At 61.8% G+C, this 14762-nt stretch carries 12 protein-coding genes; 1 reads left to right on the forward strand and 11 read right to left on the reverse strand.

The genetic code is table 11. The annotated features are described in order from the left end of the window. Window positions 1-51: 51 nt before the first annotated feature. The 5 genes from smc to WHJ28_RS06515 form a co-directional block, all read right to left on the reverse strand. Complete coding sequence (smc, locus tag WHJ28_RS06495) at window positions 52-3621, reverse strand: chromosome segregation protein SMC (RefSeq protein ID WP_340040815.1); 3570 nt, start codon at window positions 3619-3621, stop codon at window positions 52-54. 140 nt (window positions 3622-3761) lie between these two features. After that, entirely contained in the window at window positions 3762-4433 is a 672-nt protein-coding gene (gene rnc, locus WHJ28_RS06500; RefSeq protein WP_340040818.1) for a ribonuclease III, read from the reverse strand. A gap of 64 nt (window positions 4434-4497) precedes the next feature. Continuing rightward, on the reverse strand, window positions 4498-4731 hold the full coding sequence (locus WHJ28_RS06505) for an acyl carrier protein (RefSeq protein ID WP_340040820.1): 234 nt from the start codon (window positions 4729-4731) through the stop codon (window positions 4498-4500). Between the two features lie 94 nt (window positions 4732-4825). Next, complete coding sequence (gene plsX / locus WHJ28_RS06510) at window positions 4826-5863, reverse strand: phosphate acyltransferase PlsX (protein ID WP_340040822.1); 1038 nt, start codon at window positions 5861-5863, stop codon at window positions 4826-4828. Between the two features lie 140 nt (window positions 5864-6003). Then, window positions 6004-6222 carry a helix-turn-helix domain-containing protein gene (locus WHJ28_RS06515; protein ID WP_340040824.1) on the reverse strand — a complete coding sequence of 73 codons (219 nt, stop codon included), beginning with the start codon at window positions 6220-6222 and terminating at the stop codon, window positions 6004-6006. 99 nt (window positions 6223-6321) lie between these two features. Here WHJ28_RS06515 and WHJ28_RS06520 point away from each other — a divergent pair, with 99 nt between their 5' ends. Further along, window positions 6322-6561: a hypothetical protein gene (locus WHJ28_RS06520; protein ID WP_340040826.1), complete on the forward strand. Its 240-nt coding sequence runs from the start codon at window positions 6322-6324 to the stop codon at window positions 6559-6561. 238 nt (window positions 6562-6799) lie between these two features. Here the strand turns inward: WHJ28_RS06520 and trmFO are convergent, their stop codons facing one another. The 6 genes from trmFO to WHJ28_RS06550 are packed head-to-tail and all read right to left on the reverse strand — an operon-like array spanning window position 6800 to window position 14570. Next, window positions 6800-8104: a methylenetetrahydrofolate--tRNA-(uracil(54)-C(5))-methyltransferase (FADH(2)-oxidizing) TrmFO gene (gene trmFO / locus WHJ28_RS06525; protein WP_340040828.1), complete on the reverse strand. Its 1305-nt coding sequence runs from the start codon at window positions 8102-8104 to the stop codon at window positions 6800-6802. Between the two features lie 44 nt (window positions 8105-8148). Then, the gene (gene topA / locus WHJ28_RS06530; protein WP_340040830.1) at window positions 8149-10470 is read right to left on the reverse strand and encodes a type I DNA topoisomerase; all 2322 of its coding nucleotides are present in this window, start codon (window positions 10468-10470) and stop codon (window positions 8149-8151) included. Between the two features lie 15 nt (window positions 10471-10485). After that, window positions 10486-11709, reverse strand: a complete 1224-nt coding sequence (gene dprA / locus WHJ28_RS06535) for a DNA-processing protein DprA (RefSeq protein WP_340040832.1) — start codon at window positions 11707-11709, stop codon at window positions 10486-10488. Between the two features lie 24 nt (window positions 11710-11733). Further along, the gene (locus WHJ28_RS06540; protein WP_340040834.1) at window positions 11734-12504 is read right to left on the reverse strand and encodes a TrmH family RNA methyltransferase; all 771 of its coding nucleotides are present in this window, start codon (window positions 12502-12504) and stop codon (window positions 11734-11736) included. 1 nt (window position 12505) lies between these two features. After that, window positions 12506-13159 (reverse strand): potassium channel family protein, encoded by a 654-nt coding sequence (locus WHJ28_RS06545; protein WP_340040836.1) that lies wholly within the window; start codon window positions 13157-13159, stop codon window positions 12506-12508. A gap of 28 nt (window positions 13160-13187) precedes the next feature. Further along, window positions 13188-14570: a TrkH family potassium uptake protein gene (locus WHJ28_RS06550; protein ID WP_340040838.1), complete on the reverse strand. Its 1383-nt coding sequence runs from the start codon at window positions 14568-14570 to the stop codon at window positions 13188-13190. Between the last annotated feature and the right edge of the window lie 192 nt (window positions 14571-14762).

Genomic DNA, 14762 nt, shown 5'->3' on the forward strand with positions numbered 1-14762 from the left:
GCGCCGCCCCGCCTTCGGCGGGTGGGCGTCAGCCACCAACCCGTAAAGATATCACTTAATGTGCAGTTCTTTCTCCACATCGTTCAGGTTGATAGTCAGCATCCGGCTGACGCCCTGCTCCTGCATGGTGACGCCATAGAGGACATCCGCTTCCTCCATGGTACCGCGGCGGTGGGTGATGACGATAAACTGAGTCTTGTCCGCCATCTGCCGCATATAGTGGGCAAAGCGCACCACGTTGGCGTCGTCCAGGGCGGCCTCGATCTCGTCCATCACTACAAAGGGAGTGGGCCGCACCTTCAGAATGGCAAAATAGAGGGCGATGGCCACGAAGGCCTTCTCGCCGCCGGACAGCAGGGAGAGCACCTTCAGCGCCTTGCCGGGGGGCTGCACCTTGATCTCGATGCCGCAGTTGAGGATATCATTGGGGTCCTCCAGCTCCAGAGTGGCCTTACCGCCCTGGAACAGCTCCGTAAAGGTCTGCTGGAAAGACTCGTTGAGCACGGCAAACTGCTTGGCAAAGATAGCGCGCATCTCCTCCGTGATATCGGCGATGATGCCCTCCAGCTCCTTTTTGGACTTCTGCACATCGTCCCGCTGGTCGGTGAGGTAGGTATAGCGCTCGTTGATACGCTGGAACTCGTCGATGGCGTCCAGGTTGATGTTGCCCAGAGAGGAAATGGACTTTTTCAGCTCTCCCACCCGGCGCTGGGCCTTGGGGACGCTCTCCAGCTCCACCCGCTGGGCCATGGCCGCCTGGTGGGACAGCTCGTAGGTCTCCCACAGCTTCTCCAGCAGGTTCTTCTCCTCCATGGCGGCGGCAGCCTTCTTCTGCTCCAGCACCGACACCTCCCGCTCCAGGTTGAGCAGGGCGCTGTTCTTGTCCCGGGCATCCTTGTCTGCCTGGTTGCGCTGGGCCTCCAGGGCCAGTTTCTCGTCGTTGATGCGGCTGATGGCGGCCTGGCGGTCCTGGTTTTCCAGTCGGATGTCCTGGAGCTGACGCTCCTTCTCCGCAATCTCCCGCTCCAGATCGGCGTTCTTCTCCTGGAACTGGGTAAGCATCCGCTCTCGCTCGGCCTTGTCGCCGGTCAGATCCCGGCGCAGCTCTTCCAGTTCGGTCATGGACTTCCGGGCGGCCTGGGCCTCCGCCTCCAGGGCGGCCAGACGCATATTCAGTTCGGCAATGGCCTCGCCCAAAGCCGTAGCCTTCTCCTGGGCTTCGCTCTGGCCTCTGGCCTTACCCTCCGCCTCGGCCCGCAGGGCGGCGGCGGCTCCCTCCAGGGACTCCACCCGGGCGCGGGCGGCACGGGTATCCGCCTCGATCTGGGCAGAACGTGCCTGGAGCTGTTCCAGCTCACTCTTCTGGTCGGCACGCTGCTTCTTCAAATCGGCCAGCTGGGTATCCAAATGGCCCAGGCGCTCCTCCAGCTTAAGGATGTCGTCCTCATGGCGGCGCTGCTGGGCCTGAGCCGTCTCCATCTCGTAGGCGGCGGCGGTAGCCTCCCGCTTGGCCTCCTCCATGACGTGGGCCGCGTCGGCCAGCTGCTGGGCCACGCCGGTGCGCTGCTGAGCCAGCCGCTCCAACTCGTTGGCCCGGCTCAGAATGCCCGCGCTGCGGGACGCCGAACCGCCGGTCATGGAACCGCCGGGGTTGAGCACCTGGCCGTCCAGAGTGACGATCTTAAAGCGGTAGTTGTATTTGCGGGCCATGGCAATGGCCTTGTCCATATCCTCGGCCACCACGGTGCGGCCCAGCAGGTTGGAAAAGATCTTCTCATACCGGGGATCGAACTGGATGAGTTCGTTGCCCAGGCCTACAAAGCCGGGTTCCCTGCGCACGCCCTGATCCCGGAAGTCGGAGGGCCGCATGGAGGTCACGGGCAGGAAGGTGCTCCGGCCGCCGTCCCGGCGCTTCAGGTACTGAATGGCGGCCTTGCCGTCCTCCTCCCGCTCCACCACAATATGCTGCATGGCGCCCCCCAGGGCGATCTCGATGGCTACCGTACAGGCGTCAGGCACATGGATGAGTCCGGCTACCGGGCCGTGGATGCCCCGAAGCTGGCCCTTCTTGGCCTCCCCCATCACCAGCTTTACCGCTTTGGAGTAGCCCTCATACATCTTTTCCATCTCGGAGAGCATATGGATGCGGGAGTTCAGGGCGTTGTCCTCCATCTGGAGTTTGACGTGGCGCTCCTCCGCTTCCCTGGCCTTCCGCTGCCGGGTCTCCAGCCGCAGGGCGTAACCGCTGATGATGTTCTGTAAGCTGTCCCGGTCCTCCCTGGCCTGGTCCAGCTCCTGGGCGGCCTGACGGCGGGTCTCCTCCGCCTCATGGAGCCGCTCCTCACCGGAAGCCAGCTCCTGACGCATGGCCTCGTCCCGGTCCAACACCTCCTGGGCGGCAGCGGCCAGGGCGGAAATGAGGGCCTTGGCGTCGGCGGCGGAGGCGTTCTCCACCGCCTCCTTCCGGCGCAGGTCCTCCAGCTCCTGGGCAATGGCCCCGGCGGAGCGGCTGGCGGAGGCAGCCTCATTCTGGCGGTCAGCCAGCTGCTGCCGCAGGCCGGCGGTCTGGCCTTCCAGCTCCTCCAGCCGGGTCTTGCGCTCCCCGATCTGGGCGGCGATGGAGTCAGCCCGGCCCTCCTGCTGCTCCAGCTCCCGCTGGATGCGGTCCCGGTTCTCCAGGTTGTTCTGAATATTGGTTTTGAGGACGGCGATAGCGTTTTCCAGGCTGTTGGCATCGGCCTCCCGCTGCATCATTTGGAAGCGGACGCCCTCGGTCTCCACGTCCTTGTCCCGCATCTGAGCGGAGAATGCCTCAGCGGCGGCGTACAGGTCCTCCACCTGCTGCTGGACCTCCCCCTTCTGACGGAGGGCATTCTCGTAGTCGGACAGGGTCTTGCGGGACCCGGAACGAATCTTCTCCAGCTGGTCCAGCCACAGGGAAATCTCCAGCCCACGCAGCTCGTCCCGCAGGATGAGGAACTTCCTGGCCTTCTCGCTCTGCTGGCGGAGAGGTTCTACCTGGAACTCCAGCTCATCGATCTTGTCGGTGATACGCACCAGGTTCTCCTGCGTGCGCTCCAGCTTGCGCTCGGCCTCCTCCTTCCGGTGGCGGAAGCGGGAGATACCGGCGGCCTCCTCAAAAATCTCCCGGCGATCGCCGCTCTTCACCGACAGGATCTCGTCGATACGGCCCTGACCGATGATGGAATAGCCCTCCCGGCCCAGGCCGGTGTCCATGAACAGCTCGTTCACGTCCTTCAGGCGGACGGAACGGCGGTTGATGTAGTACTCACTCTCGCCGGAGCGGTAGTACCGGCGGGTGACCATGACCTCGCTCTCCTCCAGCGGGAAGATGTGGTCGGTATTGTCCAGCACCAGGGACACCTCGGCAAAGCCCTGCTGCTTGCGCAGGGCGGTACCGCCGAAGATCACATCCTCCATCTTACCGCCACGGAGGGCCTTGGTGGACTGCTCCCCCATGACCCAGCGGATGGCGTCGGAGATATTCGATTTTCCGCTGCCGTTGGGACCAACGATAGCGGTGATGTCCTCCCCGAAGGAGAGGACCGTTTTATCCGGGAATGATTTGAATCCCTGGATCTCCAGCGCTTTTAAATACAAGGCGGCACCTCGCAACACATATACTTCTGAATAAAGTATTATATCAAGGAATGGAGGCTATTGCAAATCCTTTTGCCCCCGAAACACATAAAACAGGACTGCGGATGATCCGCAGTCCTGTTTCTTTCCAGTTGATGCCCTCAGCCCTTCAGCTTCTCGATGGCGGCCTTGGCTGCTGCCTGCTCTGCCTCTTTTTTGCTGCGGCCCTTGCCCTGGCCGATTGGGGTACCGTTCAGGTCCACCTCCACCGAGAAGATCTTGGCGTGATCGGGGCCCTCGGCGCCGATGAGCTGATAGCCCAGCACCTGGCCACTCTCCCGCTGGACCAGCTCCTGCAGGGCAGTTTTGTAGTCCCGGCTGGCGCTCTTCTCCTCTTCCCGGTCCAGGATAAATTTCTGGATGATCTTACGGGCGGAGCCGATGCCGCCATCCAGGTAGACAGCAGCGATCACCGCCTCCACCGCGTCGGCCACGATGGAGGGCCGCTCCCGGCCGCCGCCAGCATCCTCACCCTTGCCCAGTTTCAGGTAGGCCCCCAGGTCCAGCTGCTGGGCCACCTCCACCAGGCTGCCCTCGCACACCAGAGCTGCCCGGGTGCGGGTCAGATCCCCCTCGGGCAGATCGGGATGGGTGCGGAACAGGTAGTCCGCCGTCACCATACCCAGCACGGAGTCTCCCAGAAACTCCAACCGCTCATTGCTCTGGCACCCTCTCGCTTTATTCTCGTTGGCATAGGAGCTGTGGGTCAGAGCATTTTCCAACAGGGCCCGCTGGTTGAAGCGGTAACCCAGCTTTTCTTCCAAGGCTTCCATGGCCGTCCCTCCCTTTCATGACAGGAGCCCCGCCGTCGGCGGGGCTCCCCAGTCTGATCCTGTGTCAGTCTTCCAGTTTGGACTTCAGATAGCGGACCAGGTCGGCCACGGTGGCAACGCCGGACAGGTCATCCTCGTCCATATTCTCCAGGCCGAACTCCTCTTCCACCGCCATGGTCAGTTCCACGATGTCCAGAGAGTCGGCGCCCAGGTCCTCGAAGGAGGTGTCCATGGTAATGCTGTCGGTTTCCACACCAAACTGCTCGGACAGCAGACCGGCAATCTTCTCAAAAATCATGTTCATCTACTCCTGTCGCATCCGTCGTCCGACGGCGTCTTTGCATTTGCACTATGATAATAGTGCAAGTCTTGAGGGCCTGTCAATAGGTAACTCAAATTTTTTCCTCTGCGTTGGTAGGCAGGCGCATATATTCGATATTGTCCACCAGATCGTCGATCATGCCGGAGGACGCAAAATCCCGGGCCTGACGGATGGCGTTCTTGATGGCGTAGTCATTAGAGGAACCATGAGCCTTGATCACCGGCTTGGAAATGCCGATGAGAGCGGTACCGCCCACCTCGCTGGAGTCCATCTTCTTTTTAAACTGCTTCAGTCCGCCGGACACCAGCACCGCAGCCAGCTTGGTCAGGAAGCTTTTCTTGAACATGGCCTTCAGTTCCTTGGCCATATACCCAGCGGTGCCCTCCATGGTCTTGAGGAAGATATTGCCCGAGTAGCCGTCGGACACAATGACATCTACCTGGCCAAACACCGCCTCACGGGCCTCCACGTTGCCCACGAAGTGGATGCGCCCGGCCTTGTCGGCGGCGGTGAGCAGGGCGTGGGCCTCCCGCTGCAGGTCGGTGCCCTTGGAGGGTTCAGCGCCAATGTTCAACAAGCCCACCTTGGGCTCGGGGCGCTTGAGCACCCGCTCGGCGTAGTAGGAGCCCATAAAGGCGAACTGGAGCAGGTACTCCGGAGTGCCCTCAGCGGTAGCGCCGCAGTCGATGAGCACCGCCCCGCCGGCACCGGTGGGCACCACAGGAGCCAGGGCGGCCCGGCGGATGCCGCGCACCCGCTTGATCATCAGGGTGGCGGCGGAGAGCAGGGCGCCGGTGCTGCCGGCGGACACGAAGGCATCGCCGTCCCCGTTTTTCAGCAGGTTGAGGCCCACGGTGAGGGAGGAGTCCTTCTTCTCCCGGAAGGCGGTGGCAGGGTTGCCGCACATCTCCACCACCTGGCTGGCGTGGGCGATCTCCAGGCCGGGAGGCAGCTCGTTGATACCGTCGTCCTTCAGGACCTTGAGGATATCCTCTCCCCGGCCCACCAGAATGACCTCCACCCCCAGCTCACGGACCGCGGCCAGTGCGCCCCGCACATTGGAAGCCGGCGCGTTGTCGCCCCCCATGGCGTCTACGATGATCTTCATATGGTTCTCCTCTTCTTTCTATGTTCTTTCCGTATCTGGTATGGGGCAAATCCGGGACGGGCGACCATAAAGGTCGCTCCTACGGGGAAGTTCCGTGCCTCTGCTCGTAGGGGCGACCCTTGTGGTCGCCCGCGTTCCCCTTACCGCCCCTGCTGCCCGTCTGTCAGGGGACGGGGTTCGTCAATCAGGCCCAGCAGATAATCCGCCGACACATTGTAATGCTCACACAGCTGGGCCAGTTTGGCAAAGGTTGACGCTTTCCGTCCATTTTCCATTTCACCGATCTGATTTGGTTTGATCCCCAGCAATTCTGCCAGCTCCTGCTGAGTCTCGCCCCGCAGTTTTCGCAGTTCCTTCAACCGTATGCCAAATAACTCGTTGGAGTACACCAAATCCCCCCTTGACGACCCCCACTAATAGCGTGTATAATAAATACACGCTATTAGTGGGGTTGTGATATGAACCTTTTGATTTCCGACCTGTTCTCCCTGTCTCAGGAGCATTTCCCCGCCGTCCCCGACGCTGAGGACTCCTCCCGCCAGCGGCTGCTGTCCCGGCATCTGGATGCCGTCAGGGGCAGTCTGGGGGAGGATTTTGTGGACAAGCTACGGGACCTCACGGATGAGCAGGGCCTGCGGGATCAGGAGGCCGCCTTTCTCCAGGGCCTGAGGCTGGGCCTCTCCCTCCACCGTCTGTAGGGGCCGATGCCCTCATCGGCCCTCCACATCCAGTCCCGCCAGCGCTTCCAAGGCTCGCTTACTCAATTCAGCGTTCTTGTTCCGCTTGTTCCCCACGGAAATCATATTTCCGTGGGAGCCCCGATCCTTAAATCTGCTCGGGCGAAGTGAATTCGCCCGGCATCAAGATTTTGCTTCGCAAAATACTTGGCGCCGCACGGCGGCGGGTCGCTTTCGCTCCCGGGCAAGCGGACGCGCCTTATTCTACATCCAGTCCCGCCAGCATTTCCAGAGCCCGCTTACTCAATTCGGCATTCTTATTCCGCTTGCCCTTGACCTTATAGCCCAGAGGCGGGATGATGCCGAAATTCACGTTCATGGGCTGGAAATCGGTAACGCTCTCATTGCTGATATACAGAGCCAGCGCGCCGGTGGCGGTCTCCTGAGGGAAATCCACCGGCGGCTTGCCGGTGAGCCGCCGGGCCAGCTCCACCGCCGCCAGGAAGCCGGAGGCGGTGGACTCCACATAGCCCTCCACGCCGGTGATCTGCCCGGCAAAGCAGATACGCGGGTCCTTCTTCACCCGGTAATACCGGTCCAGCAGCCGGGGAGAATCCAGATAGGTGTTGCGGTGCATGACGCCGTAGCGGACAAACTCCGCGTTTTTCAGGGCGGGGATCATGGAAAACACCCGCTTCTGCTCCGGCCACTTCAGGTGGGTCTGGAAGCCCACCAGATTGTAGATGGTGCCGTCAGCGTTATCCCGCCGCAGCTGCACCACAGCGAAGGGCTCCTTGCCGGTCTTGGGGTCCCGCAGACCACGGGGCTTCAGTGGCCCGTAGCACAGGGTCTGCTTGCCCCGGCGGGCCATGACCTCCACCGGCATACAGCCCTCAAACACATTCTTGTCCTCAAAACCGTGGACCTCCGCCTCCTGGGCGGCACACAGCTCGGTCCAGAATGCGTCGTACTCCTCCTCGGTCATGGGGCAGTTGATGTAGTCCGGAGTGCCCTTGTCGTAGCGGGAGGCAAAGAAGGCGCTCTCCATGTCCACGCTCTCAAAGGTGACCAGAGGGGCGGCGGCGTCAAAGAAGTTGAGGTAGTGGCTCTCCGGGAAGAAATCCTTAATGGCATCCGCCAGCACGTCGGAGGTCAGGGGCCCGGAGGCCACAATCACGTTGCCCTCTTCGGGAATCCGGGTGACTTCCTCCTCCACCACTGTGATGAGGGGATGATTGCGGATCTTCTCGGTGATGGCCTGAGCAAAGCCGTGGCGGTCCACCGCCAGGGCGCCGCCGGCCTCCACCCTGTGCTCGTCGGCGCAGGACAGGATGAGGGAACCCATCCGCCGCAGCTCCTCCTTCAGCAGGCCCACCGCGTTCTCCAGCTGGTCGGAGCGCAGGGAGTTGGAGCACACCAGCTCGCCGAACCACTGGGTGTGGTGGGCGGGGGTCATTTTGTGGGGCTTCATTTCCTTCAGGATCACGGGGATGCCCCGCCGGGCCAGCTGCCACGCAGCCTCACACCCGGCCAGACCCGCGCCGATCACGCGTACAGGTTCCATAGGTTCTCCTTTTCAGCCCGTAGGGGCGACCCTTGCGGCCGCCCCTACGATTCCGCTTTCTGTTTGGCGGCAGGCTTCCTGGCCGCCGTCTTTTTTGTTGTGGTCTTTTTGGCGGCGGCAGTCTTTTTGGCGGCCGTCGTCTTCTTGGTGGCGGTCTTTTTCGCCGCCGTCTTCTTGGCGGGCTTCTTCTCCTCCTCGGGGGGAGCGCCCTCCGCAGGAGTCTCCGTGGCGGCGGTGGTCTTTTTCTTATAGCCCCGCTGGTCCTCGGGCAGGAAGTTGGGGCACTCGGGGTTGATGCAGAAGGGCTTCTTGAACCCACGGCCCGACTTCTTAAACAGGGTATGGCCGCACTCGGGACAGTTGTCCTTCACAGGTACATCCCAGGTCATAAAGTCGCAGCGGCGGGCCTCATCCTTATTGGAGTTGTTCTCGCAGCCATAATAGGCATAGCCCCGCTTGGAGGTCTTTTTCAGAATCTTGCCGCCGCACTTGGGGCACTTGCCCGGCATCTCGATGACGATGGGCTGGGTGTGGTCGCACTCCGGCCAGCCGGGACAGGCCAGGAACCTGCCAAACCTGCCGGATTTATATACCAGATTGCGGCCGCACTTGGGACAGATCACGTCGGACACCTCGTCGGGCACCTTGATGCGCTCGCCGTCCAGGTCCTGCTCTGCCTGCTTCAGTTCCTTCTCAAAGCCGCCGTAGAACTGGCTCAGCAGACTCTTCCAGTCCACCTTGCCGGTCTCCACCTCGTCCAGCTGCTCCTCCATGTTGGCGGTGAAGGCGGTATCCACAATATCGGTGAATTTGTCCTTCATCAGGCCGGTGACCACCTCGCCCAGAGGGGTGGGCCGCAGGTTTTTGCCCTCCTTCACCACATACTCCCGGTCCAGGATGGTGGAGATGGTGGGGGCGTAGGTGGAGGGGCGTCCGATGCCCTTCTCCTCCAGGGCCTTGATGAGGGTGGCCTCGGTGTAGCGGCTGGGGGGCTGGGTGAAGTGCTGGTCAGGGGTTAACCCCTTCAGCTCCAGGGGCTCCCCCTCCTTCAGGTCAGGCAGGGGGGACTGGAAAGTCTCGTCCTCCTCGTCCTTGCCCTCCACGTACACGGCAGTGTAGCCGGAGAACTTGAGGGAGGAGTGGGTGGCCCGGAAGGTATAGCCGGCGGACTCCACCTCGATGGACACGCTGTCATAGATGGCGGAAGCCATCTGGCAGGCCAGAAAGCGGCTCCAAATCAATTTATAGAGCTTGTACTGCTCGGCGGTGAGGGACTTTTTGATGTCCTCCGGAGTGAGGGCCACGTTGGAGGGCCGGATGGCCTCGTGGGCGTCCTGGGCCCCCGACTTGGTCTTGTACACCCGGGGCTTGCCGGGGTAGTACTGCTCCCCGTAACGGGACAGGATGAAATCCCGGGCGGCGGCGGTAGCCTCGTCGGACAGACGGAGGGAATCGGTACGCATATAGGTGATGAGACCCACGGTACCCTCGCCCTCAATGTCCACGCCTTCATAGAGCTGCTGGGCGATGGACATGGTGCGCCGGGGGGTCATGTTCAGCTTGCGGCTGGCCTCCTGCTGGAGGGTAGAGGTGATGAAGGGGGGCGCCGGGTTGCGCTGCTTGTCCTGGCGCTTGACGCTCTTCACAGAGAAGGGGGCAGCCTGGACGGCCAGGGCCACTTCCTGAACGGCCTGTTCGCTGTTCAGTTCCATCTTCTTCTCTCTGCCGTAGAAGCTGGCCTTGAACTGCCCCAGATTGGGGGAGATACGGGCCAGATCGGCCTCCAGGGACCAGTATTCCTGAGGCACGAAGGCCTTGATGTCTGCCTCCCGCTCACACACCAGCCTGGTGGCCACCGACTGTACCCGGCCGGCGGACAGGCCCCGGCGGATCTTTTTCCACAGCAGGGGGGAGATCTGATAGCCCACGATGCGGTCCAGCACCCTTCTCGCCTGCTGGGCATTGACCAGGTCCATGTCGATGGCACGGGGGTGGGCGATGGAGTCATTGACCACCTTCTTGGTGATCTCGTTGAAGGTCACCCGGTAGGTCTTGTCGTCAGGAATCCCCAGCATCTCCTTCAGATGCCAGGAGATGGCCTCTCCTTCCCGGTCAGGGTCGGTGGCCAGAAATACTTTATCGCTCTTCTTGGCGGCCTTGGTCAGGTCGTCGATGACCTCTTCCTTGCCCTTGATGGGCTGATAGTCCACCGTGAAGTCGTTGTCCACATCCACGCCCAGCTTGCTTTTGGGCAGGTCCCGGACATGGCCCATGGAGGCCTTCACCTGATAGCCGGGCCCCAGATATTTGCCAATGGTCTTGGCCTTCGCCGGGGACTCGACGATCACCAGATTCGATTTCGCCACAGTACGATACTCCTTTTATTCTTGTTCCTCGAAACGGACGGCGGCGGCAAACCGCCGGCCCGGTAATTCCTTCAGATAGCCCCCAGCCTGCAGCAGGGTGAGGGCGGTATTGACCCGGCGGGCGGGGATCTCCGTCTGCCCTACGATCTCATCGGCGGTGAGGGGCTTTTCACTGAGCAGGAAGAAAATCTCCCGCTGCTCCTCCCCCATCTGCTCCAGACCGCTGCGGGGGACCACAGGCAGCCCCTCCTCCTGGGCGGGCTTTGCGGGTTTTGGCTCAGGCTCCGGCGGCGGGGTTGGCATAACCTCCAGCCGCTGGTCCGCCTCCTCGGCGGTCATAGGCTGGGGCCGGCACAGTTTGTAGGCATATCGCCCCACATACTCACACAGGATATCCCCGGCGGTACGCACCAGTTTGGCCTCGCCCTGAGCGATGAGCCGGTTGGTCCCGGCGCTGGTGGCGGCATCCACCGGCCCCGGGACCGCAAACACGTCCCGGCCCTGATCCAGGGCGTCATGGGCGGTGATAAGGGCGCCGCTGCGCTCTCCCGCCTCCACGGCCACCACACCCAGGCACAGACCGCTGAGGATACGGTTACGCAGAGGGAACCGCCAACCGTCCGGCCGGGTGCCCGGCGGATTCTCCGACAGGATGGCGCCTCGGGCCGCCACATCCTCGTAGAGCCAGCTGTTGCAGGCGGGATAGACCACATCCACACCGCCGGCCAGCACCGAGACCACAGGTCCACCGCCCTGGAGCGCTCCCTTCAGGGACGCGGCGTCGATCCCCTGAGCCAGCCCGGATACCACCAGCGCACCCGCCCGGGCCAGGCCCATGGCGATCCGCCCGGCGGTCCGCACACCGTAGGCGGAGCACTGGCGGGAGCCCACCATTGCAATGGCGACTTCTTCATCAAAGCGGAACAGCCTTCCCTTGCCGTAGAGCACCAGGGGATAATCGCTCAGCTGGAGCAGCCGCTCCGGGTAGGCTCCATCCTGACAACTGAGCAGAAACAGCCCCAGCCGGTCGCAGTTCTCCAGAATCCGATTGGTCTGATCCAGAGATTTGTCACACAGGGATCGCCTGGCCTCCTGGGTCAGGCGCAAAGGCTCATAGGCCTCCCGGTCGGCAAAGTACACCCGCTCGGCACCGCCGAAATAGTCCAGCAGCTCCACCTGGTGCTGCTGAGACAGGCCCCGCCGGGTGGAGAGCCAAAGCAGATATTGAATGCCCGCCACGGCGGAGCCTCCTCTCTTGTTGGCTCAGCGGTTTCGCCAGCCCTCCCACAGCACCACGGACGCCGCCACGGCGGCGTTGAGGGACTCGCAGCGGTCCCGCATGGGGATCTTCAAGGTCAGGGCGCAGGCGTCCAGCACAGCCTGGGACACTCCTCTGCCCTCGCTTCCAATCACGACCGCGGCACGGCTCAGATCAGCCGAGCGCAGATCGGCAGTATCCTCCCGCAGCGCGGTGGCATACAGCGGCAACTCCGCCGTTTTCAAGCGTGCGGTAAGTCCGTCCAGTCCCGTCTCCCACACCGGCAAACGGAAGCAGGCGCCCATGGTGGAGCGCACCGTCTTGGGGGAAAAGGGTTCGGCACAGCCGGGGAGCAGGAATACGCCCTCCGCGCCAAAGGCGTCGGCAGTACGCCATACAGTACCCACGTTGCCCGGGTCCTGCACTCCATCCAGCACCAGATAGAGTCCTGGGGACAGCCTCTTTGGCGGCATCAGGTCGGGAGTACGGCACACTGCCAGCATTCCCTGGGGGGTATCCACGGTGGACATGGACTTGAGCACGTCGGCGGGTACCTCCACCAGGCGCACACTCTCGGGCAAATTCCCGGGGGGCTCAATGCCTTCGGCCACCACCAGAGTTTCCACCCCGGCGTTCCAGCGCAGGGCCTCCTCCACCAGCTTATGTCCCTCACAAAGGTAGGCGCCCTCCTTCCGGCGGGTTTTCTTGTCATTTCCCAGCTTCCGCAGCCGGGCCACCAGAGGGTTCTGGCGGCTGGTGATCCGTTCCATACGCATCTTACAGATCCTGCAGGCGGTTGATGTCCTCAGTACGGCCCAGGGCCACCACCGCATCACCCGTCTCCATGAGGGTATTGGGGCCGGGAGTCACATTAAAAGCCTCCTGACCCTTTTTCCGCACGGCAATGATGTTGACCTTATACCTGGCTCGGACATTCAGTTCCATCAGGTTCTTGCCCAGCCAGTCCCGGGGCACGGTGGTCTCCACGATGCCGAAATCTTCACTGAGTTCGATAAAATTGAGCACATTGGAACTGGACAGGCCCTGGGCCAGCTTGACACCCATCTCGTGCTCAGGGAATACCACCCGGTCGGCGCCGATCTTTTCCAGTACTTTGCGGTGGACATGGCTCTGGGCCTTACAGATCACCTGACGCACACCCAGCTCCTTCAGATTCAGGGTGATGAGTGCTGAAGTGCCCACGTCCACACCTACCGCCACCACGGCACAGTCATAGTTGCGCACACCCAGGGCACGGAGCACCGCCGGGTCCCGGGCGTCGCCGCTAACGGCGTGGGTGACCTTATCGGCCACTTTCTGTACATTCTCCTCGGAGTCGTCCAGAGCCAGCACCTCATGTCCCAGGGAGCTGAGCTCGGCGGCCACGGCGCTGCCAAAGCGTCCCAGGCCGATGACAACGAAAGTCTTCATATGGTTACACGTCCTTCCGACCGGGCCGTTACCCGATCATGACATTCATTTCCGGATATTTGATTTTCGCCGTCCGGCGGCTGCGGGTAATAAAGGCGATGGAGAAGGAGAGCACGCCCACCCGGCCCATATACATCAGCAGGATGATCAGGGACTGGGAAAACACACTCAACCCTGGGGTAATACCAGTGGTCAGGCCCACCGTACCCATGGCGGAAGCAACCTCAAATGCGCAGTCCAGATAGGGCAGGTTTTCCACCGTGGAGATCATCATGGACCCCACCAGGAACAGAAACAGCATTACCAGCGCCAGCGTCATAGCGTTGAGCACCCGGCGGTATGGAATGGTGCGCCCCCGGAAGGTGACCTGCTCCCGTCCCGCCAGTCCGGAACGGAGGGCCAGCAGCAGCACCGCCACCGTGGCGGTCTTCAGACCGCCGGCAGTGGAGCCGGAGGAACCGCCGATGAGCATCAAAACAGAAGAAAACGCTTTACTGGTATCGCTGAGTCCCCCCTGCCCAATCGAGTCAAAGCCGGCGGTACGCAGGGTAATGGACTGAAAGACAGAGTTCATGATTTTCTCCCACAGTGTCATATCCCCCAGCGTGGCGGGATTGGAGTATTCCTCCACCAGGAAGAACAGAGCGCCACCGATAATCAGCACCCCGGTAACAATAAGCACCATCTTACTGTACACCGACAGTCTGTGCCAGCAGCGCTTGTCCAAAATGTCCTCCCACACAAAAAAGCCCAGGCCACCCACCACAATGAGAGCCCCGATGGTACCCAGCACCAGGGGATTGTCCTGCAGGCCGGCCAGACTGCTGAAGGCGCCGAACTTTCCGCCCAGCAGGTCGAAGCCGGCGTTGCAGAAGGCGGAAATGGAATGGAATATCCCCCGCCAGATCCCACCCAGGATTCCAAAATGCGGAATCATGGCAATACTCAGCAGCACCGCCCCTGTTCCTTCGATCAGGAAAGTGCCCATCAGGGCATGGCGCACCATACGCACCACACCGTCCAGGTCGTTCAGATTCAAGGTGGACACCATAATGAGCCGCTCAGACAAACCGATGCGGCGGTGCAGGGCAAAGGACACCAGGGTGAGCACCGTCATAAAACCCAAGCCGCCCAACTGGATCATCAGAATAATCACCAGTTGTCCAAAAACAGACCACTGGACCCAGGTATCCACCAGGATCAGTCCCGTAACACAGGTAGACGAGGTAGCAGTGAACAGCGCCGTAAAAAAACCTGCGCTCTGGCCGTCTCTGGACGCGATGGGCAGGGTGAGCAGCAGCGCGCCCACCAGAATGATAATGGCAAAAGAGGCCGCCACGATCCGCGTGGCATTCAGGCTTCGGTTGCGAATAAACATATCCCGCAGCCAAAGGGCGAATCGTTTGATCACTGCCAGGACCTCCCGGAAGAAACTTGATTACCCAAGCCGCCTGCGGAACGCAGAAAAGCATACTGAAGGAAGTCCATCCCTTCAGTATGCCCATACGCTCTCCCACCGGAGCCTGCCGCTCCGCAGGTTCCCAGACTAAACCTGTCTATCATAAAGCACACCTGATCCTCTGCACAAAGGTACATAGATCGT

Origin of the sequence: Flavonifractor porci (assembly GCF_037572415.1) — a bacterium.
In the GTDB taxonomy this organism is placed as follows: Bacteria; Bacillota; Clostridia; order Oscillospirales; family Oscillospiraceae; genus Flavonifractor; species Flavonifractor porci.